At 61.7% G+C, this 20,462-nt stretch carries 19 protein-coding genes; 12 read left to right on the top strand and 7 right to left on the bottom strand.

The features are described from left to right. The first annotated feature begins 9 nt into the window (after window positions 1-9). The 3 genes from K8B33_RS11455 (at window position 10) to K8B33_RS11445 (ending at window position 3,713) form a co-directional block, all read left to right on the top strand. A complete protein-coding gene (locus K8B33_RS11455) occupies window positions 10-600 on the top strand; it encodes an Lcl C-terminal domain-containing protein (protein WP_223426564.1) in 591 nt (196 codons plus the stop codon). A 156-nt stretch (window positions 601-756) separates the two neighbouring features. Further along, the gene (locus K8B33_RS11450) at window positions 757-3,321 is read left to right on the top strand and encodes a purple acid phosphatase family protein (RefSeq protein WP_223426561.1); all 2,565 of its coding nucleotides are present in this window, start codon (window positions 757-759) and stop codon (window positions 3,319-3,321) included. A gap of 80 nt (window positions 3,322-3,401) precedes the next feature. Further along, window positions 3,402-3,713 carry an antibiotic biosynthesis monooxygenase family protein gene (locus tag K8B33_RS11445; RefSeq protein ID WP_223426558.1) on the top strand — a complete coding sequence of 104 codons (312 nt, stop codon included), beginning with the start codon at window positions 3,402-3,404 and terminating at the stop codon, window positions 3,711-3,713. A 6-nt stretch (window positions 3,714-3,719) separates the two neighbouring features. On the opposite strand, the gene prfC is transcribed toward K8B33_RS11445, so the two are convergent. From prfC to K8B33_RS11410, 7 genes are all read right to left on the bottom strand, one after another. Beyond that, window positions 3,720-5,300: a peptide chain release factor 3 gene (gene prfC, locus K8B33_RS11440; protein ID WP_223426555.1), complete on the bottom strand. Its 1,581-nt coding sequence runs from the start codon at window positions 5,298-5,300 to the stop codon at window positions 3,720-3,722. Window positions 5,301-5,404: 104 nt separating this feature from the next. Next, entirely contained in the window at window positions 5,405-5,878 is a 474-nt protein-coding gene (rimI, locus tag K8B33_RS11435) for a ribosomal protein S18-alanine N-acetyltransferase (protein ID WP_223426553.1), read from the bottom strand. 13 nt (window positions 5,879-5,891) lie between these two features. Continuing rightward, complete coding sequence (locus tag K8B33_RS11430; protein WP_223426551.1) at window positions 5,892-6,698, bottom strand: hypothetical protein; 807 nt, start codon at window positions 6,696-6,698, stop codon at window positions 5,892-5,894. Then, complete coding sequence (locus K8B33_RS11425) at window positions 6,698-8,245, bottom strand: 2-isopropylmalate synthase (RefSeq protein ID WP_223426548.1); 1,548 nt, start codon at window positions 8,243-8,245, stop codon at window positions 6,698-6,700. Before K8B33_RS11425 ends, K8B33_RS11430 begins: the two co-directional genes overlap by 1 nt. 97 nt (window positions 8,246-8,342) lie before the next feature. Further along, a complete protein-coding gene (gene rrtA, locus K8B33_RS11420) occupies window positions 8,343-8,975 on the bottom strand; it encodes a rhombosortase (protein ID WP_223426546.1) in 633 nt (210 codons plus the stop codon). 122 nt (window positions 8,976-9,097) lie between these two features. Beyond that, window positions 9,098-10,741: a chaperonin GroEL gene (groL, locus tag K8B33_RS11415; protein ID WP_223426543.1), complete on the bottom strand. Its 1,644-nt coding sequence runs from the start codon at window positions 10,739-10,741 to the stop codon at window positions 9,098-9,100. A gap of 51 nt (window positions 10,742-10,792) precedes the next feature. Then, a complete protein-coding gene (locus tag K8B33_RS11410; RefSeq protein WP_223426541.1) occupies window positions 10,793-11,083 on the bottom strand; it encodes a co-chaperone GroES in 291 nt (96 codons plus the stop codon). Between the two features lie 333 nt (window positions 11,084-11,416). Here K8B33_RS11410 and K8B33_RS11405 point away from each other — a divergent pair, with 333 nt between their 5' ends. The 9 genes from K8B33_RS11405 to K8B33_RS11360 all read left to right on the top strand — a co-directional run bounded on the left by K8B33_RS11405 (window position 11,417) and on the right by K8B33_RS11360 (window position 20,447). After that, window positions 11,417-12,175, top strand: a complete 759-nt coding sequence (locus tag K8B33_RS11405) for an SDR family oxidoreductase (protein WP_223426539.1) — start codon at window positions 11,417-11,419, stop codon at window positions 12,173-12,175. 17 nt (window positions 12,176-12,192) lie between these two features. Further along, a complete protein-coding gene (locus K8B33_RS11400) occupies window positions 12,193-12,501 on the top strand; it encodes an MGMT family protein (protein ID WP_223426536.1) in 309 nt (102 codons plus the stop codon). A gap of 97 nt (window positions 12,502-12,598) precedes the next feature. Further along, window positions 12,599-13,987 carry an AmpG family muropeptide MFS transporter gene (locus K8B33_RS11395; protein WP_223426534.1) on the top strand — a complete coding sequence of 463 codons (1,389 nt, stop codon included), beginning with the start codon at window positions 12,599-12,601 and terminating at the stop codon, window positions 13,985-13,987. Between the two features lie 47 nt (window positions 13,988-14,034). Beyond that, entirely contained in the window at window positions 14,035-14,991 is a 957-nt protein-coding gene (locus tag K8B33_RS11390; RefSeq protein ID WP_223426531.1) for a GGDEF domain-containing response regulator, read from the top strand. 3 nt (window positions 14,992-14,994) lie between these two features. After that, window positions 14,995-15,870 carry a ketopantoate reductase family protein gene (locus K8B33_RS11385; protein WP_223426529.1) on the top strand — a complete coding sequence of 292 codons (876 nt, stop codon included), beginning with the start codon at window positions 14,995-14,997 and terminating at the stop codon, window positions 15,868-15,870. A 132-nt stretch (window positions 15,871-16,002) separates the two neighbouring features. Next, window positions 16,003-18,021: a TonB-dependent receptor gene (locus tag K8B33_RS16140; RefSeq protein WP_263284639.1), complete on the top strand. Its 2,019-nt coding sequence runs from the start codon at window positions 16,003-16,005 to the stop codon at window positions 18,019-18,021. After that, window positions 18,018-18,578 (top strand): cob(I)yrinic acid a,c-diamide adenosyltransferase, encoded by a 561-nt coding sequence (locus K8B33_RS11370; protein ID WP_223426527.1) that lies wholly within the window; start codon window positions 18,018-18,020, stop codon window positions 18,576-18,578. The genes K8B33_RS16140 and K8B33_RS11370 overlap by 4 nt, the downstream gene beginning before the upstream one ends. Continuing rightward, window positions 18,566-18,961: a YkvA family protein gene (locus K8B33_RS11365; protein ID WP_223426525.1), complete on the top strand. Its 396-nt coding sequence runs from the start codon at window positions 18,566-18,568 to the stop codon at window positions 18,959-18,961. The genes K8B33_RS11370 and K8B33_RS11365 overlap by 13 nt, the downstream gene beginning before the upstream one ends. Before the next feature lie 100 nt (window positions 18,962-19,061). After that, window positions 19,062-20,447: an ATP-binding protein gene (locus tag K8B33_RS11360; RefSeq protein ID WP_223426522.1), complete on the top strand. Its 1,386-nt coding sequence runs from the start codon at window positions 19,062-19,064 to the stop codon at window positions 20,445-20,447. Window positions 20,448-20,462 lie beyond the last annotated feature (15 nt).

Genomic DNA, 20,462 nt, shown 5'->3' with positions numbered 1-20,462 from the left:
ACGTTTGTCATGTCTGTCCATTGCCGTCTTGTTGCCGCGTCGCTGGCGCTCAGTGTTCTGATCGGGTGCAGTGCCTCCGAGGAACCGATAACGCGCTGGGAAAAATATGATCTTCAGGGCAACGCTCTGCCAGTGCAGGACGGCCCCTGGGCCTGCGTACACGATCACCACACCGGCCTGCGCTGGGAAGCGAAAAGCGATAATGAGGGCATGTCCTACGCCGGTTCTACCTACTACTGGAAGATGGAAGCGCCGGTGTATGACGGCGGCTGCATGTTGCAGCCCGGGCAGTCTTCAGCCTGCGACATCGATATGCTGATTGATCATCTGCGCCGTACTCGCCGCTGCGGCCGGGATGATTGGCGCTTGCCCCGCGTGGCAGAACTGGAAACCCTGCTCTACGACACCGGTTTTCCCGGCCATGCCCGGACTGTCATCGGTTTCTTTCCCCACGGCGGGCGTGCTGCCTTCTGGACTGCCGATACCGGTACCGATCAACGCGGCCGGGATGCCGCCATGATGTTGCACTTCGGCACGGGCGAAAAGCAGTGGCTGCCGCTGGATCAGGTAGCCCGCGTGCGCCTGGTCAGTGGCCCCTGAAAGCATTACGGCCTCTGCAAAGATCGTCACTTAACTTTCACACCAGACGCCCTCGGTTGTCATAAGCGCAACGTAAAGTAGCCCGCGGTCGGGGCTAAAAAAGACCCCGCTCATGCGTCATTACACTTTATCCAAGTCATCCGAGGGCAAGGCAACATGAACTTCTCGCCAGCAAGAATGGCGGCGTTGATCTTTTTCAGTGTCACCATGCTATTCACACAGAGCGCATTCGCCGACACCAAATATGTCCGCGTCGCCTGGGACAGCGATCCCGCCACCCGCGCCATTGTCGGCTATACGCCGGACACCGAACTGAGCAACCCGTATATCACTTACGGCCACAGCGCCGACGGCAGCGACTGGATGACGCTGACGAACCCCGCCGAGCGTGTCTTCAAGACCGATCTGCACTCCGGCTTCTACCGCTTGTCCGGCCTGACACCGGATAGCAATGTCTACTTCCGTCTGTGCGATGACAACGGCTGCGGTGATCGCTACTTCTTCCGTACCGCACCGGACAGTGCTCAACCAATGACCTTTATCAGTGGTGGCGACTCGCGCAACAACCGCGCACCGCGCCAGCAAGGCAACCGTCTGGTAGCCAAGATCCGGCCGCATTTTATTGCCTTCAGCGGTGACTACACCGATCGCCACACGGTGCAGGAATGGAACGAATGGCTGACCGACTGGGAACTGACGCTCTCACCCACGGACATCGACGGCGTTACCTACCAGCAGGTCTACCCGATTATTCCGACCACCGGCAATCATGAGGGATCTGACTTGCTGTTCATGTGCCGCATCTTCGGTATCGACATCGAAGAAAACGGCGTCTGCTCGCTGCGCGATGCCTATTACGCCTTTAACGTCGGCGGCGACATGCTGCGCCTCTACTCGCTCAGCACCGAGTTCACCGGTAGCTCTTATGCCAATGAACGTGCCGCACAGCTGGCCTGGCTCAAGGATGATCTGGCGGCACACCACCAGAACACCAGCTGGATCATGGCCCAGTACCACATTCCCATGTTCCCGCGCACGGCAAGCAAATCCGGCAGCCCGGTCTCCCGTGCCTGGTCGGAAATTTTCTACGACTACCGCGTCAACCTGGCGGTCGAATCCGACACCCATCTGGTCAAGTACACCTTGCCGGTACGCCCGAACGGCCCGATGGATTACATCCAGGCGGAAGCCGGCATCGTCTATATCGGTGAAGGCGCCTGGGGTGCCCCGCTGCGCACCGCCAACGTGCATCACGACTGGATTCTGGATCAGGGCAGCTTCTCCCACTTCATGGTCAACCAGATTGATGCAGAAAAAATCACCGTGCGCACCGCACGCTTTGATGGCGAAGCCACCACTGCCATGCTCGAACACAGCGCACGTGAAGCCGATCCGTTCGCGTTGCCTGCCGGTCTGAGCCTGTGGGATGCGGCCGGTGTCGGCCACGCCATGACCATCACGCGCCAGGAAACGACGCAGCGCAGCCAGGTGCTGGATGTGGACTATGATATTCCCGAGCCAGAGCCGGATCACTTCACCGTGGTGGAGCTGGTGCGCAAGGGCAGCGTCTGGAAATACCTGGATAACGGTTCTGACCAGGGGATGGACTGGATTGCGCCGGATTTCGATGACAGCAGCTGGGCTGGTGGCGCCGCGCCGCTGGGTTACGGCGGCTACAACGGCGAGACCACCACCGTCAGCTTTGGTGCGGACGACCGCAACAAACACCCGGCCACCTATTTCCGCCACACGTTTGACGTCGAGGACATCAGCGAGTTCTATGGTGTTGATCTGGGCATCATGCGCGACGACGGAGCAGTGGTGTATCTCAACGGCGAAGAAATTTTCCGCAACAACATGCCCGCCGGCGAGATCACCTATCAGACGCTGGCCGCCAGCACCATCAACAAGGATTACACCTACCACACCACACGTCTTGATCCGGCACTGCTGAACGAAGGCGTCAACGTGCTGGCGGTATCCATTCACCAGGACCGCGTGACCAGTTCCGATATCGTGCTGGACCTGGAAATGGTCGGCAAGATCGAACTGAAGAACGTCCGCGAGGAAGAACTGATCAGCCGTGGCAGTGTCTGGAAATATCTGGACAACGGTTCCGATCAGGGTTGGGCCTGGACAGAGCTCGGCTTTGATGACGTCGACTGGTCGGCTGGCCCGGCACTGCTCGGTTACGGCGGCTATGACGGCGAGACCACCATCGTGGGCTTTGGCCCGGACAGCAGCAACAAATACCCGACCACCTACTTCCGCCGGACATTCAACGTCGACGACACCACCGGCCTCATAAAGCTGGATCTGAGCCTGCTGCGTGATGATGGCGCCGTGGTGTACCTGAACGGTGATGAGATCTATCGCAGCAACATGCCGGACGGGATCATTGATTACCTGACACTGGCCGCATCAACCATCGGCAAGGACTACAACTACTACACGGAAAGTATCGACCCGGCGCTGTTGCGCCAGGGCGAGAACGTGGTCGCCGTATCCGTTCACCAGGACCGTGTCTCCAGCTCCGATATCGTCATGGATATGGATCTGATCGCACTGTTCGAGGACCCGGATAACGGGGACGGTGAGGACCCCGGCAACGGCGGTGACAGCGGCAGCAACAGCTCCTCCGGCGGTGCCGCCGCGGGCCTGTTCGCTACCCTGTGCCTGCTGATGTTCGCGTTCGGCCGTCGTCGCAACCGACGCGCGTGAGGCGCTTCTCTGGCCACCCACTCGGGTGGCCAGATCTTTCCCCGGAATACCCCTGTCGCAATACCGTCTATACTCGAACCATGAAATACATCTTTGAAGTCCATATCCGTGAAGGCTACCGCGCCGAAGACTATGCTGATGCCTGGGTCCGCGCCAGCGCACTGATCCAGCAGGCACCGGGCGCACGGGGCACCACCCTGCACCGCAAGATCGGCGATCCGAACACGCTGATTGCGATTGCCTACTGGGATACGAAAGCCAGCCGTGACGCCATGGAAGCGCAAGACAACCCGGCCATCACCGAGATCATCCGCAGCGCGTCACATCTGTGTGATATTCGCCTGATTGGCGAGTTCGAGGAGCCCGAGTGGGTAGTTGACCCACCCGGGTAACCGCCTTCAGATTTCGCGGGTTTCGCAGAAGCGAATGTCGGGATGACGTTCCTGTGCCAGTTGCAGATTGACGCGAGTTGGCGCCAGATAGGTCAGAAAGCCCGCGCCATCCAGCGCCAGATTGTCGTAGGCCTTGTCACGGAATTTTTCCAGCTCCCGCTCCGTGTTGGCATACACCCAACGCGCCGTGGCGACACTGATGACGTCATAAGTGCACTCCACGCCGTACTCGTGCTTGAGCCGGTGGGCCACTACATCAAACTGCAGCGTACCGACCGCGCCCAGAATCATGTCGTTGTTGCGCAACGGCATGAACACCTGGGTGGCACCCTCTTCCGCCAACTGCTTGAGGCCTTTCTGCAGCTGCTTGCTCTTGAGCGGATCTTTCAATACCACGCGGCGGAACAGCTCCGGCGCAAAGAACGGAATACCGGTAAATCGCAGTGCCTCGCCTTCGGTAAAGGTATCGCCGATCTGGATGGTGCCGTGGTTATGAATACCGATGATGTCACCGGCATAGGCGTGCTCCACATTTTCCCGCTCGCCGGCGAGAAATGTCAGCGCATCAGCAAGACGCACATCCTTGCCGGTGCGGCACTGTTTCAGCTTGATGCCTTTCTGGTACTGGCCGGAGCAGATCCGCATGAACGCAATGCGGTCACGGTGGCGCGGGTCCATATTGGCCTGAATCTTGAAAACAAATCCGGTGAACTTGTCTTCGCTCGCTTCCACGGTGCGCTCCACGGCTTCGCGGTGCAGCGGCGGTGGCGCCCACTTCACCAGCCCGTCCAGCATATGGTCGACACCGAAGTTACCCAGTGCCGTACCGAAGAACACCGGCGACAGTTTGCCCGCCCGGAAACGCTCAAGATCAAATTCGTGGCTGGCGCCCTGCACCAGCTCCAGCGCGTCGCGCAGTTCGGCGGCGTAGTCTGCACCCACGGCGGCGTCCAGCTCCGGGTTGTTCAGCCCTTCAATGGCGCGCACCGTCTGGATGGCATGGCCCTGGCCGCTCTTGTAGAGCACTGACGTGTCGGTGAGCAGGTTGTACACACCCTTGAAATTCTTGCCCATACCGATGGGCCAGGTGACCGGCGCGCACTCGATTTTCAGTACATCCTCGATCTCATCCAGCACCTCGATGGGCTCGCGCACTTCGCGGTCGAGTTTGTTGATGAACGTCAGGATGGGGGTATCGCGCAGGCGACAGACTTCCATCAACTTGATGGTGCGTTCTTCCACACCCTTGGCCGCATCGATCACCATCAGCGCGGAATCCACGGCGGTGAGCGTGCGGTAGGTATCCTCGGAGAAATCCGCGTGGCCGGGCGTATCCAGCAGGTTGACCATGGCATCCCGGTAAGGGAACTGCATCACCGAGGTGGTCACGGAAATACCCCGCTCTTTCTCCATCTCCATCCAGTCGGAGGTGGCATGGCGGCCGGACTTCTTGCCCTTCACCGTACCGGCCATCTGAATCAGATTGCCGTACAGCAGCAGCTTCTCGGTAATCGTGGTTTTACCGGCATCCGGGTGGGAAATGATGGCGAAGGTACGCCGTTTGCGGATTTCGTCGAGCGCGCTCATTACAGGGCCTTATCCAGTTGCGGCGCGCAGTATAGCAGGTGATGTCGCCGGTCTACAGGCGCGCCAGAGGCTGTGGCGTGTGACAGATTCAACCGGCGATACCGTTACAGATGCCGCAGCATCAGCAGCGCATCCTCACGGCCGCCGGGGCGCGTGTAATAGTCCTTGCGACGGCCGGTCAGGGCAAAACCCAGGCGCTCGTAGAGCTGGCGCCCGGCCAGGTTGCTTTCCCGCACCTCGAGATACAGCACGCTGATATCCGCCGCCACCAGACCGGCCAGGGTGTGCTGCAACAGGGTCGCGGCAATACCGCGCCGTTGCCAGTCCGGGTGCACGGCGATATTGAGCAGGTGCGCTTCATCGAGCACATGGGAGAGCACCTGAAAAGCCACCGGGGTTTCGTCACTGCCCTCGCCCGCCACCACCACATGGCAGCGATAACCGGGGCACAGGCAATCGGCAAAGATCTGCGCGGTCCAGGGTGTCGGCTGCCCTGCGTTCTCGATGGGCAGCAGTGCGGGGATATCCTCGGCGGACATGGCGCGACAACGCAGGCCGTCGGGGAAAGCTGGCAACACCGGGCGCCCCTGCTCAGGCATGCAGGCCGGCGTCGACGATCGCCTGCCAGCTGCGGCGTTTGTGGGTGGCCGGGTCTGCCAGCATTTCGGCCAGCGAACTGACCGCCAGCCAGCCGGACAGATCACCCGTCCCGGCGCGGAAGCGCTCAGGCAATATCAATTGTGCGGTGGCTTCTGTGGCACACAGCAGCACCCGCCGGGCATTGCTGCTGCGGGCGAGACCCTGCAGGAAGGCAGACAACGCCAGGCCCGCATCCTGCTCCGTCATCGCCTGGCCATCCAGCGGGCAGGAGAACCGCCGGGGCTGCCCGGGACCGACCTGCCAGACACGCAACAGGTTGCCGAGCAGCTGTTGTGTCTGGCGCCCCAGATCCGGCGCGTCCGCATCATCCTGTTCCACCACCACCCACACGTTGGGGGTAGCGAATGCCTGCAACGTGAAGCGCGGGCCGCGGTCCGGCTTGACCTGTGGTTCAGGGGCCGGCCTTGCGACGGGCTGTTGCATCGCCCGGGGCACCGGCGTCGCCAGTGCTTCGGAGGCCTTGCGCAACCCCGGTGCTGATTCGGTCGTTCTGTCTGGTTGAGTGTCTGTTTGAGTGTCTGGTTGAGGAGCATTTGCCTGCGAGCCCGGCGGCGCCCCTGCCGTCTCAGGTTGCAGCAAGGCCCGCGCAGAGGCCGGCTCCGGTGCGGTCACAGTTGCCGGCGCAGAGGCCGGCCAGGCCAGACGCACCGACGGCGCAGCGCCGGGCAGCGGCGTTGCCGCCACCCAGGGGGTAAATCCCATGGCCTTCAACCAGGCCTGGCGCTGCAACTCATCCATTACACATCTGCCGCCTGCGGATGCGCGCGCTCTGCGCCCGTCGCAATATGATTCAGGGCATCCAGATAAGCCTTGGCCGAGGCCATGATGATATCCACATCCGCGCCATGGCCGTTGACGATACGTCCGCCTTTTTCCAGCCGCACGGTCACCTCGCCCTGGCTGTCCGTACCCGAGGTAATCGCGTTCACCGAGTACAACTGCAAGCCCGCACCACTGTGAGCAATCTGTTCTATCGCCTTGAAGGTCGCATCCACCGGCCCGGCGCCGGACGCCGTGGCCTGCTGTTCGCTGCCATCCACATTCAACGACAGGGTCGCCGTGGGCGTCTCGCCGGTACGCGAGGCGGTCTCCAGGCGCAGCAGCTTGTAACGCTCTGCCTCCGCCGCTTTCAGCGTGTCGCTGATCAGCGCATGAATATCTTCGTCAAACACGTCGTGCTTCTTGTCCGCCAGCTCCTTGAAGCGGCGGAACACCTCATCCAGCTCTTCGCTGGTATGCAGGCTGATGCCCAGTTCTTCCAGGCGCGCCCGGAACGCCGCACGGCCGGAGTGCTTGCCCAGCACCATGCGGTTGGTGTGCCAGCCAACATCTTCGGCACGCATGATCTCGTAGGTTTCCCGATGCTTGAGCACACCGTCCTGGTGAATACCGGACTCATGGGCGAACGCATTGGCGCCGACAATGGCCTTGTTCGGCTGCACGGGAAAACCGGTAATGGTGGAGACCATGCGCGAGGTCGGCACGATCTCTGTCGCGTTGATGCCGGTGTCCACATCAAACAGGTCTGGCCGCGTGCGCACGGCCATGACGATCTCTTCCAGTGAGGCATTGCCGGCACGCTCGCCGAGGCCGTTGATGGTGCATTCAACCTGTCGCGCGCCGTTCATGACCGCTGCCAGCGAATTGGCCACCGCCAGCCCGAGGTCGTTGTGGCAGTGCACCGAAAACACCGCCTTGTGGGCATTGGGAATGCGCTCCAGCAACGTGCGGATGGTCTCGCCGAACTGCTGCGGAATCGCATACCCCACGGTGTCCGGAATATTGATGGTGCGCGCACCGGCATCAATGACCTGCTCGATGATACGGCACAGGAAATCAATCTCGGAGCGACCCGCGTCCTCACAGGAAAATTCGACGTCGCCGATCTGGTTGCGCGCGTGCTTCACCGCTGCCACGGCCGCTTCGATCACCTGGTCCGGCGTCATGCGCAGCTTGTGCTGCATATGAATCGGGCTGGTGGCAATGAAGGTGTGGATGCGGCCGGATGCGGCGTTTTTCAGCGCTTCACCGGCACGGTCAATATCCGCTGCCTTGGCCCGCGCAAGGGAACAGATGGTGGACCCCTTGACCGTGTCAGCAATGGCCTTCACGGACTCAAAGTCCCCCTGGCTGGCGACGGCAAACCCGGCCTCGATCACATCCACCCGCATCCGTTCCAGGGCCTTGGCAATGCGCACCTTCTCATCACGGTCCATGGAGGCGCCGGGGCTCTGTTCGCCATCGCGCAAGGTAGTATCAAAAATGATCAGACGGTCTTTACTCACGGGAATCTCTCTGTCTGTACGCTGGCGCTGTACGCACGCTCGCTCTGGGGGCAGTCTACCAGATCAGCCCGCGCGATGGTCAGCGCCCGCAGCGCTTTCAACAGTCCCGGCCAACGGTCCCGGCAGCCCGATAGCGACGTAGCCCGATCACCCCCAGGGCCTGCAACGCACCGGCCATCGCCCCGTACAGATGCGCATTGACGTAAACACTGCCGTCGATCCAGCCCTGCAGATAATCCGCGTCGTAGGCCGGCAACTGCTCCCAGATCAGGCGCCCGGAAATCAGCACCAGCACCAATGCATGCACCCAGGGATGGGTCCGAAACCCCACCAGCAAGGCCAGGATCAGCCAGCCATGCAGCACCCCCGACAGGCCCACATAGGTGCCGGGCGTGTCGTCCACCCACAGCATCATCAGGCTGACGAAAAGCGGCGCGAACAGCAGCCAGACCAGCAACAGGCGCCGGGTATAGATGTCCGTAAAGAAGTAGCAGCAGAGCGCGAAGCCACCCAGATTCATGGCCAGGTGCCAAAGATTGATATGCACCAGATGAGCGGTCCACAGGCGCCAGAGCTGGCCGGCGGCAATCGCGTCGGTTTCATACCAGAGCCAGGGATTGACCCATGCATGGGCCAGACCGAGCAGCAAGAGCACGGCACCAAACAGCACCAGCCAGAAAAACAGCTTCGGATCACGCTGTAGCAACGCTGAAGACTTCAAGGATGACATGGCAGAAAAATCGCCGACAGCTGAAAGTGCCACGAGTATACCCAGAATCTCGCACCGGCGATGGCCCAAAAAAAACCCCGCACGAGGCGGGGCTTTTTCTGCAGCAAATGGTGTGGCGAGGCTTACATCATGCCGCCCATACCACCCATGCCGCCCATGCCGCTCATATCTGGCGCAGCACCTTTCTCTTCCGGCTTGTCAGCCACCATCGCTTCGGTGGTGATCATCAGACCGGCAACAGAGGCCGCTGCCTGCAGTGCAGAGCGGGTCACTTTTGCCGGATCGATGATGCCCAGCTCCAGCATGTCACCGTACTCACCGGTGGCCGCGTTGAAGCCGAAGTTGCCTTCGCCCTGACGGACAGTCTGGACCACTACAGACGCTTCAGCGCCAGCATTGGACGAGATCTGACGCAGCGGCGCTTCGAGTGCGCGGATCGCCAGAGCGATACCCACATTCTGGTCTTCGTTGTCGCCACGCAACTGACCAATCTTGGTCAGCGCACGTACCAGCGCAACACCGCCGCCGGGGACCACGCCTTCTTCCACAGCTGCACGGGTCGCGTGCAGTGCGTCGTCAACGCGGGCTTTCTTCTCTTTCATTTCCATCTCGGTGGCTGCGCCAACCTTGATCACGGCAACACCGCCGGCCAGCTTGGCCACGCGTTCCTGCAGCTTCTCACGGTCGTAATCGGAGGAGGATTTCTCGATTTCAGCACGAATCTGGTCAACCCGGGCGCTGATATCGCCTTCGTTGCCAGCGCCACCGACGATGGTGGTGTTTTCCTTGTCGATGTTCACTTTCTTGGCAGAACCCAGGTCTTCCAGAGAAGCGCTTTCCAGGCTCAGGCCGACTTCTTCAGAGATCACGGTGCCGCCGGTCAGGATAGCGATATCCTGCAGCATTGCCTTGCGACGATCACCGAAGCCCGGCGCCTTGACGGCGGAGCACTTGATGATGCCGCGCATGTTGTTCACCACCAGCGTTGCCAGGGCTTCGCCCTCGACATCTTCAGCGATGATCAGCAGCGGCTTGCCGGATTTGGCGACAGATTCCAGTACCGGGAGCAGCTCACGGATGTTGGAGATCTTCTTGTCGACCAGCAGCAGGTAGGGGTCTTCCAGCTCAACAGCCATTTTTTCCTGGTTGTTGATGAAGTAAGGGCTCAGGTAGCCGCGGTCGAACTGCATGCCTTCAACCACTTCCAGTTCGTTGTCCAGGCTGGTGCCTTCTTCAACGGTGATCACGCCTTCTTTGCCCACGCGCTCCATGGCGTCGGCAATGATCTTGCCCACGGAGCTGTCGGAGTTGGCGGAAATGGTGCCCACCTGCTCGATGCCCTTGGAGGTTTCGCACGGTGTGGACAGCTTCTTCAGCTCTTCCACTACGGCGATCACGGCCTTGTCGATGCCGCGCTTGAGATCCATCGGGTTCATGCCGGCAGCAACAGACTTCAGGCCTTCGTTAACGATAGCCTGGGCCAGTACGGTGGCGGTGGTGGTGCCATCACCGGCTTCGTCGTTGGCCTTGGAAGCGACTTCCTTGACCATCTGGGCGCCCATGTTCTCGAACTTGTCTTCCAGTTCGATTTCGCGGGCAACGGAGACGCCGTCTTTGGTGATGGTCGGTGCGCCGAAGGATTTCTCGAGCACCACGTTGCGGCCTTTCGGGCCCAGGGTCACTTTTACCGCGTCAGCCAGGATGTTGACGCCGCGCAGCATGCGCTGGCGGGCTTCGTCGCGGAACAGAACTTCTTTCGCAGCCATGATTATCGTGTCCTCAAATACAGTTCAGGATGGTGGGTGGGGGGTACGGCCTCAGCCTTCCACCACCGCCAGAATTTCGCTCTCGCCCATTACCAGCAGCTCTTCGCCTTCAACCTTGACGGTGCTACCGGCGTACTGGCCGAAAATCACCTGGTCGCCAACTTTCACGTCCAGGGGGCGTACATCGCCGTTGTCGGTGATCTTGCCGTTACCTACCGCAAGCACTTCGCCCCGGGCAGGTTTTTCGGCTGCAGAACCGGGCAGTACGATGCCACCAGCGCTTTTGGTCTCTTCTTCAGCGCGACGCACTACGACGCGATCATGCAAAGGACGGATTTTCATTGCCTCTGTTCTCCTGTTGAGGTCCAGCATTTACAGTGGGCGGCCAGTGTCTGGCACTCGCTGCCCTGAAGTGTTAGCACTCTGTGCCTGAGAGTGCCAATGATAATTCCCGGCCTGTGAGAGTCAAGCTCCCTGCGGCCTGAACGTGAATTGGGGGCGGGCCTGACCGCTTTCAAGGGCTGGCGATGACAGAGATTTCATGGCGCCACTGATGAAGCAGGTCATCAAGCAGGTCATCAAGTAGGTCATTGCGACCCATGGGTCATGGGGTAATAATGCGGCCCTCGAATGAAACACGCTGTACACCCTGTCAGTTAAGCTCTGGAGCTTCCCATGAACGTGCAAGACAAAGTCATCGTTGTCACCGGCGCCGGCCGCGGCCTGGGCCGGGGCATTGCTACCCTGTTTGCCGGCAAGGGCGCCAAAGTCGCCTGTGTTGATCTCAACCAGGACGATCTCGACGAAACCGTCCGCCAGTGCGAGGCCGCTGGCGGCGCAGGCAAGGCCTATATGGTCAACGTAGCGCGGGAAGACGAGGTCGAGAAGCTGTTCACTGACGTCGTAGCAGACTTCGGCAGCCTGCACGGGCTGGTCAATAATGCCGGCATCACCCGCGATGGCCTGCTGGTCAAGGCCAAGGACGGCGAGATCACCAAGATGAGCCTGCAGCAGTGGCAAGCGGTGATCGACGTCAACCTGACCGGCGTGTTCCTGTGCGGGCGCGAAGCCGCCGCCAAAATGATCGAGCTAGGCGTCGAGGAAGGTGTGATCGTCAATATCTCCTCACTGGCGCGGCAAGGCAGCTTCGGCCAGACCAACTACTCCGCCGCCAAGGCCGGTGTTGCCGCCATGGCCGAATCCTGGGCCAAGGAACTGGCGCGCTACAACATCCGCACCGGCGCCGTGGCACCGGGCACCATCAATACCGACATGATCGCCGCAATGAAGCCGGAAGCCCGTGATCGCCTGATCGGCGCCGTGCCGCTCAAGCGATTAGGGGAACCGGAGCATATCGCCATGTCCGTCGCCTTCATCTTCGAGAACAGCTACTTCACCGGTCGCTGCATCGATACCGATGGCGGGCTGCGCTAACCACGGCGAGCCTCGGCATGACGGCCGTCACTGATCCGGAGTCCGGGTTTGCCCGCGCAGTCTATCTGATTGTCGCGAGCATCCCGGCGGGGCGCGTCTGTGCCTACGGGCGCGTGGCAGCGCTGGCCGGGTACCCGCGCCACGCCCGCCATGTGGGCAAGCTGATGGCGCGATTGCCCGCCGGGTCCTCCCTGCCCTGGTACCGCGTCGTGCGGGCCGACGGCCGCCTGCCCGTGGGCATGCGTCAGCAGCAATTGCTGGTATCGGAAGACGTGGCCATTACCGGAGAGCGGGTCAGCCTGCGCCGTTATGGCTGGCCTGACTGACCGGGGGATTGTGTTTTTCCCTCACCGCTGGGCCCTGCCAGCCTGAACAGGCATACTGCGTGCTTTACCTCCTGACCAGAAGGACGCCCTCGCGCCCATGCAAGCCCGCTTTCTCTCCGGCCTGGATGCCTATCTGAATCGTCGCATGCTGACGCTGCTGGCGCTGGGCTTTGCCAGCGGCCTGCCCGCGCCAATGGTGTTCAGCAATCTGTCCATCTGGTTGCGGGACAACGACGTCAGCCGCACGGATATCGGCCTGTTTGCCCTGGCGGCAACGCCCTACGCCATCAACTTTCTCTGGGCGCCGTTGGTAGACCGCCTGCGACTGCCGGTGCTCGGCAACCTGCTGGGCCAGCGGCGCAGCTGGGCCTTGCTGACGCAAGTGCTGTTGATGTCGGCGATCCTGTGGATGTCCTTCTCGAATCCCGCCGAGCAGTTGTTCATGATGGCCATGGCAACGCTGCTGGTGACCACCGCCAGCGCCACCCAGGACATCGTCATAGATGCCTACCGCATTGATGTGCTGGAACCCCATCAATATGGCAGCGGTGCTGCGGTATCCATCTGGGGCTGGCATATCGGCGGCACGCTGGTGGGCGGCGCCGGAGGCCTGTACCTGGCCAACTTTCATGGTTGGGAGGTCGCGTATCAGGTGCTGGCGCTGGGCGTGCTGGTGGGCATGATCGCCATTCTCATGAGCCCGGAGCCGGTGCGCCGCATCTCCCGGGAAGTCTCCGAACTGGAGCGTCGCGCCAGGGCCCGCTTTGCCGGCCGTTATCCCCCCACCCGGGCGGCCGTGCTGGCCTGGCTGCACAATGCCGTGGTCGCGCCTTTTGCCGAGTTCATGCGCCGGGATGGCTGGTGGCTGATTCTGCTGTTCGTGTTCGTATTCAAGCTCGGTGATGCCATGCTCGGGCGCATGTCCGGGGTGTTTTACCGCGAGTTGGGCTTTGGTCTGGACGACATTGCCGAGGTGTCCAAAATCTACGGTTTCGGCGCCAACATGTTCGGCATTTTTCTTGGCGGCATTCTGGCAGCCCGCATCGGCATCCTGCGCGCGCTGTTTCTCGCCGGGCTGCTCACCGCCCTGACCAACCTCACCTATGCTGCGCTGGCCGTGGTCGGTCAGGAAAAGTGGATGCTGGCCGTGGCGGTGGTGTCGGATAACTTCACCACCGGCCTGGTCACTGTCGCCTTCGTCGCCTATCTGTCCAGCCTGTGTAACGTGGCTTACACCGCCACGCACTATGCGCTGCTCGCCTCGCTGGGCAATCTGGCGCGCATCTGGTTGTCCGCAGGCAGCGGTTACATGGTAGACAAGCTGGACGGCGACTGGGCCGTATTCTTTGTGCTGACCGCCTTCATTGCATTGTTGGGGCTGCCATTGTTATGGATGCTGATGAAACGTTTCCCGACACACACGTCCGACGCCCGGCCCGCCGAAGCCGAGGCACCGGTTTCGGAACACAGTTCACCGCACAGGTAGCTGCACGCTCTGCTATCATTCAGGGCAAAACATAAAGAGTCACACTGATGCCTCACCCGGAAACACCCATTATTGTTGTGGATGATGCCCGCTTCTCCGCCACCATTGTCCTGCGCACCCTGCAGCAAGCCGGTTACGTGGATGTGCGGCATGCCGAATCCGGTCACGCGGCGCTGTTGATGCTCGACCGTCGTCCGGCGCAGATCGTGATTGCAGACTGGATGATGCCGGAGATGGACGGCCTGACACTGACCCGGCGTATTCGCCAACGGGATGAGGCCAGCAACCATTACACCTATATTCTGTTGCTCACCGCCCGGGAAGAAGAACACGCCCTGCGCGAAGCCTTCGACGAAGGCGTGGATGACTATGTCACCAAGGCGACCATGAACGCCCAGCTGCTGCCCCGCGTGCTGGCCGCCGACCGGCTGGTGGCCGTGCACAACCGGGTACTGGCGGACAACGATCGCCTGCTGGGCGCCATGCGGCGCCTGCGCCGTCGCCCGCTACTGGACCCACTCACCGGTTTCGGCAACAACAGTTACGCCCAGCGGCGGCTCGACGACGCGCTGCGCCAGGCCAGCACACGCGGCGGCTCCGCCTGCCTGCTGCTGATTCGTATCGAGCATTTCGCCAGCCTGCGCGAACGCCTGGGCCGTGCCGGCAGCCGCCAACTGATCCTGACCTTCAGCCGGCGGCTGCAACAACTGGTGCGGCCGATGGATATTCTGGCGCGCACCGGCATCAGCACCTTTGCCTTGATTACCCACCAGAGCGACCCGGCGCAGTGTACGCCGCAGAGTTTCCAGCGCCTGTATGACAACCTCAACCAGCGTGCGTTTGAAGTAGATACACAGCAGTTGAAGCTGCACGTCAGCATTGGTCTGGGCACCAGCCCCGGGGACGTGGTCGCAGATACAGCCACCTTGTTTCGCCGCGCCGCGCAGGCCATGACGGCATCGCTTCATCAACCGTCACAGTTCGACCGGCAACAGGGCCACTGATCCGTGTCGCTGCGCTGGCATATTCTCGGCGCCGGGAATCTCGGCAGCCTGGCAGGCGCGGCGCTTCAACGTGCCGGTTTTGATATCTGTCATACAGGCGCCCGGCATGGCGCAGCCGATGCCAGCCTGCACCGACACCTGATCTATCCCGATGGCCGCCAGGAAAGCTGCCAATGGCCCGGCGACACCACAGGCCCGATCACCCATCTGCTGATTGCCACCAAGGCCCAGGACACGGCCACGGCCCTGCTGCCCGTGCTGCCACGTCTGCGCGCCGCCGCCACACTGGTACGCCTGCAGAATGGGCTGGGCAGCCTCGACGGCCTGCCCCTGCCGGCTGACTGCCGCATCATCGAAGCCATCAGCAACAGCGGCGCCTGGCGCGCGGGAGACACCATCAATGTGGTGGCAGAAAACCCGACATGGATGGGCGATGGCGGCGCAGCGGCCCTGACGCCACCGGACTGGTTCGACGCCCTGCAACCACACTGGCCGGCGCTGCACTGGCATGTGGACATGCGACGGCAGCAATGGCTCAAGCTGTCCGTCAACGCCGTCATCAATCCGCTTACTGCGCTGCACGACTGCCCCAATGGCGCGCTGTGCGACGACCCGGCATTGCGCGCCCATGCCGCGCGCCTCGCCGATGAGGCAGATCAGCTGCTGGCACGCCTTGACCCGGACTGGCCCAACGACACGCTGGTGCGTGCCCTGCATCTGGCCCGCGCCACGGCGCAGAACACCTCCTCCATGCGCGCGGATTACCGCGCCGGGCGCCCCACGGAAATCGACTACATCAACGGCTGGCTGCTGCGCCAGGCCGCACCGCTGGCGCTACCGATGCCAGCCCACGCGGCCATCGTCGCCGCGCTGCACTGAGTGCCCCTCGCTTCACTGTCTTCACCCCAGGTTGTTCGCGCTGCTTGCAGCAACCGGTTATCCTTCTGCCTTCGATATCTGTTGCGCCAGAAGGCGCCCCTGCCACGGCAGGATCTGCTCACCGGAGGAAGCATGCGCAGCGCGCATCTGGTCCCGGCCGCCACCCTGATCTGTGCGGCCCTCAATCCCGTTTTCGCTTTTGCCCAGACTGAAGGGCGCACTGCTGGTGACGGCGCCGACACCAACGCCGCACTGGCCCGCGTGGAGATCACCGCCTCACGCACCGGACACCTCACCGATGCCCTGCCGGTCGGCGCCGTGGTGCTGACAGCGGAAGATATTCGCCGCATGCCGGTACGCAGCCTGGCCGATGTGCTCGATACCGTCGCCGGCGTGCGTGCCAGCCGTCTGTACGGCATCAGTGACAGCCAGAGCACCATTGATCTGATGGGCTTTGGCGCCACCGCAACACAGAACACTCTGGTGCTGCTGAACGGCCGACGCCTCAACGACATCGACATGGCCAGCGTGGACTTTTCTGCCATCCCGCTGGCAGCTATCGAGCGTATCGAAATCCTGCCCGGTGCTGGTGGCGTGTTGTACGGCAACGGGGCATCCGGCGGCGCCATCAATATCATCACCCGGGATCGGTATGAGCAGAGCCTCGGCATCGAAGCCAGTGCCGGCTCGTTCAACACACGCGGCGGCACGCTGTGGGCATCGCAGGGCAATGCACACACCAGCGGCCTGTTCTCGGTACAGGCCCTGAACAGCGATGGTTATCGGGACAACAACGCCCTGCGCCAGCGCACCGCCTTCGCCGATCTGCGGCACCGGCTGGATGACACAACGTTTTATCTGACCGTGCAAGCGGACAAGGAAGAACTGGGCTTTCCCGGCGCGCGTCTGATCGATGCGTCAGCGGGCATTAATGAGTCGCGAGACAACCCACGCGGAACAAATACACCCAATGACTGGGCAGATAGAGACGGCTACAGCATTATGCCGGGGCTGGTAATACACATGGAAACCATGGATTTCCATCTGGATGCCAACTTGCGGAGAAAAAGGCAAAGCGCTTTCTTCGACGATGCCAGCTTCCCCTTCTACACGGAAGCCGAGATTGAAGGTTACGGTGTAACGCCACGTCTGAATGGCCGCTTTGCAACTGGCCCCATTCGACACGACTGGACATTCGGCTGGGATCTCTACATCAGCGAATATGAGACGAATAACGCCGACTCCGAGGCCAACTTCCCGGAGCCCGCAAACAAGCAGACTGGCGATCAGCGACAGGAAGCCTGGTATGGGTTTCTCACCAGCGGCATCACCGATAGCTTGTCTTTGTCATTAGGCGCTCGGAGCGAAAAAGTCGAACAAGACTTCAGGCTCGCCAGCGGCCCGCAAGATTCACAGAATGACCGCCTGGAACTCTATGAAGGCGGCCTCACCTATCAACCGCTAGATAATTTCGCTCTGTTTGCCAGCGCCGCGCGCACTGCAAGAGTCGCAAGCTTCGATGAAAGCATCTTTCTTGTCAGTGGCAACCTGGATCCCGTCACACCTCAAACAGGTCGGGTTTATACAACAGGCATGCGATGGCGGGATGGCCGGCAGCGCTCATCGATCACATATTGGCGCGCAAGGTACGATGACGAAATAATATTCATCCCTGGCATGGGCAACGTAAACCTTGAAGACCGGACACAGCGCCAAGGCTACACATTGAATAGTCAGTGGCGCCTTGACGACGACATCTGGCTCACCGTCAATGGGACACTTCAGACATCCGAATTTGACGAGGGGCCCTTTAAAGGCAACCAGATTCCCCAGATACCGAGGCGCAGCGGCTATATGCAGATCGATTGGGATGCACGTCCCTGGCTGACGATCTCTGCTTCACAAAGATATGTGGGCACTCGTTACTACTCCGACGACAACGACAACGCTCAGGGACGTCAGGATAGTTATCGCTGGACTGACCTGGCTGCTACCGCAAGGCACAGACAGTTTTACATCAAAGGCACAGTGCATAATTTGCAGGATCGCAATGTCAGCGACAGCGGCTTCTACAGCGCCTTCAACGACAACTTCTCGGAGTATCCCTTGCCGGGCCGCTATTACCTCGTGGCCATAGGAGCTGAGTTTTGAGCGACAAACATCGCATCAGCCGCGTCACCACGGCTACCGGCGATGCCGGTGAGACCGGTCTGGCTGATGGCTCGCGCCTGAGCAAGGACGCACACGCCGTAGTAGTGATGGGCGAACTGGATGAACTGAATGCAGCATTGGGCGTGTTGCGCAGCCACAAACCGGACGCGCAGACCGATGCCTTGCTGCATCAATTACAGCAGACACTGTTTGACCTCGGCGCCGAACTGGCACTGCCGGGGGTGGCTCGGCTGACCGCCGACCATGTGGCGCACCTGTCCGAGGCGGTCGAGCGTCTCAACGGGACACTGCCGCCGCTGAAGGAATTCGTCCTGCCCGGCGGCACGCCAATCGCGGCCTGGTGCCACTATGTGCGCACCGTGGCGCGCCGCTGCGAACGGCACCTGGTGGCCTGTCATCGCCAGCAACCGCAGAACCCGCACAGCCTTGCCTACATCAACCGCTTGTCTGACCTGCTGTTTGTGCTGGCCAGAGCGCTGAATCATCAGGCTGCGCACCCGGAAACCCTGTGGAGCAACACGCCATGGCCCGCATAACCGGCTTTCTGAAACGCCGCTTCCTGCGCTTCCGCCGTGAGGCCATTGTGCTCTGGTATGCCTTTCGCCATCCGGATACCCCGAAGCACCTGAAAGTCGCCAGCGTACTGCTGGCGCTCTATCTGCTCAGCCCGATCGATCTGATTCCCATCATGATTCCTTTCTTTGGCCTGCTGGACGATCTGATCATCGTGCCGCTGGGCGTTTCCATGGTGGTCAGCCGCCTGCCGCCCGCCGTGCATCAGCAGGCGGACGAAAACGCCTCACGCTGGATCGGCCGCTACGTCAAACGCCCCCTGTTGTTTGCCGTTATTGCCCTGCTGGTGCTCCTGCTGATCTGGGCCGGCCTGTTCTGGCTGCTGTGGTGGCTGATCTGGGGGTAGTGGATTCAAGCCTAATGAAGGAAATACTGTGCAGCGGGCGGCAGCGCCCCGCCGCTGCGCTATGATGCAGGGACACACGCCTGCAAGGTCATGAGCTATCGTGCACAGTATCCAGACCCGCCTCTTTGTTGTGCTCTCCGCCACCGGCATCGCGCTGGTACTGGTGGCGGCCTCGCTGTACCAGCTGAGCCTGGAGCGCAGCATGCATGGCTACCTGACCGACCGGCAGGAGCATCGCGTCCGCGAGGTGAGCGAACGGCTTGCGGAATATCACGCTACCGCAGGCGGCTGGCCGGCACAGGAGCAGGACTGGCATCGGCGCGGACCTGGCACGCCGCCCCGGGTGCCGCGTTATCTGCTGGTCATCGATCATGAGCGCCGCCCCATTTACGGCGACATGAACCTCAATCCCGATGAAATCACCCTGCTACCCATTCAACAGGGCAATCAGATGCTGGGCTGGATCGGCTACCCGCCACGCAGCGCTGATATGCAGGATGCCATCGATAAACGCTTCCGCGCCCAGCAACTGCGCACCCTCGGCCTGACCACCGGCATCGCACTGCTGGTGGCGTTGCTGGGCTCCTGGTTGCTGGCCCGATATCTGGTGCGCCCGATCACCGCCATTGCCGGGATGTCCCGGCAACTGGCCAGCGGTGATTATCAGCATCGCCTGCCCGAAGACCGGCGCGATGAACTGGGCGCCCTCAGCCGCGACATCAACCACCTCGCAGTCAGCCTCAGCAAGGCTGCGCTGGCGCGGGACCGGTGGCTGGCCGATATCTCCCACGAGCTGCGCACACCGCTGGCCATCCTGCAGGGCGAGATCGAGGCGCTGGTGGACGGCATTCGCCCGGCGGACCCGAAACGCCTCGGCTCTCTTCATCACGAAATCCTGCACCTGCGCCGTTTGATTGATGACCTGCATGATCTGGCCCTGGCCGATGCCGGCACGCTGCGTTACCAGATGGCGCCGCTGGATTTCAGCGCGCTGATCGAAGAGCAGGCAGGCCTGTTCGAGGATTCGTTCAGTCAGCGACAGATCACGTTGAGCCTCGACGTGCCGCCGGGGCTGTCGCTGCAGGGGGATGCCACGCGGCTGCGCCAGCTGCTGGCCAATCTGCTCGCCAACAGCGCCAAATATACCGACCAGGGCGGCCGCGCTGTGCTGCGCGGACGTTTGTGTGGCGCCGGCAAAGACCGCAAGGCGGACGTGCCCACTGATGCCCATAACCTGCATGGCTGGGTGGTGCTGACGCTGGAAGATTCTGCACCGGGCGTGCCCGCAGAGGCGCTGCCCAGACTGTTCGATCACCTCTATCGGGCAGAATCCGCGTCGCGCAATCGAGCGCTGGGCGGCTCCGGCCTGGGGCTGTCGCTGGCGCGACGTATTGTCGAGGCCCACGGCGGCGACATCGACGCACAAGCCTCAGAGCTCGGCGGCCTGCGCATTATCGTCCGGCTGCCGGCCAGCGCTGGCAGCTAAACAGACTTGAGCGCA

The sequence above is a fragment of the Alcanivorax limicola genome (assembly GCF_019931215.1).
GTDB classification, from domain to species: domain Bacteria; phylum Pseudomonadota; class Gammaproteobacteria; order Pseudomonadales; family Alcanivoracaceae; genus Isoalcanivorax; species Isoalcanivorax limicola.
Note: the sequence above shows the minus strand (reverse complement) of the source record. Positions and strands in the feature narration are given on the sequence as shown.